Raw genomic sequence first — 1,418 nt, 5'->3', positions numbered from 1 at the left:
CGGAGGTTGTGGCCAACGGCCGAGAGGAGAACGTTAGCGGCATCTCCGGCGCGGCCTTTGAGATAGCAGCGGCCAAGGTGACCTTCGTTCTTCATGTGTCCGATGATGGGCTCGATGGCTGAACGGCGGCGTAGCTCGCGCTTGATGACGCCGAAGACGCCGCGCTTCTGGCCCGAGATGAAGACGCGGCGGGGATTTTGTGTGTCGTGGCCGCGATATCCCTTGTCGACATAGGCCCGTTCGATCGGGCAGCCGGTGAGGCTCTCGGTGCGCTCGATGACGTCGCGAAGGGTGTGACCGTCGTAGGGGTTGTCCGGCAGCGCGCAGGCGTGGAGCACGAACAAGCCGCCGGGAGCTCTTTGGTTGTTGGTGACGATGGATGCCTTCACGCCGAACTCATAGGGCGCGGCGGCCTTGCCCTTGCCGATGCACTCGACCTCCGGAGCATGGAAGGAATACAGCTTGAAGCCGCGCTGGCGCTGCTGCTGCGAGCGGATCTGGATGGCTCGGCTCAGCGGCAGGGCGAATGCCTCCTCCAGTGCGGGCTGGCCCTCGGTCTTGCGGCGAATGTCGCGGATGATCCGGCCCAGCCGGCTGCGCAGAAGGCGCAGCTGTCGCTGATGCCGGTTGAATTGTTTGGCATGAGCGTAGCGGCCCGCCATCATTGCCGCGCTTTTGGCCACGCGAACATAGGATTGCCGGAGCCTGACCCCGTGCTTCCTCGCCAGGCGGTTCAACCCGCGGATCGCTGCATGCAGCAGCTTGGCGTCGGTCGGAAAGCTGATGGCCTTCGGTTGGACGGTCGTGTCGACCGTGACCCGCTTGAGGTCCTGGCTGCGCAACGCACCGCTCGCGTGCGCCACCCGAAGGCTCTCGGCCAACAACCGCTCCAGCTCGTCGCCGAGCCGCTTGCGCCAGTGGCTCAGGTCTGAGCGCTCATGCGGGAAAACGTGCTGGAAAAACTCTTCGCCGGTGAAGAACTGGAAGTACGGATCGTGGACCCAGCGCTCGCACACCCCTTCATCGGACAGGCCGTAGATGTGCTTGAGCAGCAGCAATCCGATCATGAATCGGGTCGCGATACCCGGCCTGCCGTTGTCGCTGTAGAGCGGCGCGATCTCGCCGTCGATCCAGTCCCAATCGACCCTGCCGGCGAGCAGAACCAGCTCGTGTCGCATGTTGATGATCTGGTCCAGCCGGGACCGGAACAGATCGTTCGAGCCTGTCGTCCTGTGCTTCTTTGGTCGCATCGGTGCCTCCGATGCAGCACAGAATCACGGTTCGCAGCGGCAGGGAAATCCAAAATCGAAATTGCAGGGTTTTGGGCTGTGAAGCCTCAATCCCCTGCAATCTCAAATGCCGCCGCAACCGGAAAACAGACTCCCAATCAAGTGCTTGGAGGCTTGTTCACGGACAAC

Annotated in this window: 1 protein-coding gene; it reads right to left on the bottom strand. The window is 62.8% G+C overall.

Annotation, left to right across the window (positions count from 1 at the left end; all coding sequences use genetic code 11):
- A partial coding sequence (locus XI09_RS08640; RefSeq protein ID WP_271566464.1) for an IS5 family transposase occupies positions 1-1,250 on the bottom strand: 1,250 nt, incomplete at its 3' end.
- Positions 1,251-1,418 lie beyond the last annotated feature (168 nt).

Origin of the sequence: Bradyrhizobium sp. CCBAU 11386 (assembly GCF_028128955.1) — a bacterium.
Classification (GTDB): domain Bacteria; phylum Pseudomonadota; class Alphaproteobacteria; order Rhizobiales; family Xanthobacteraceae; genus Bradyrhizobium.
This window is presented reverse-complemented; position numbering and strand designations above follow the sequence as displayed.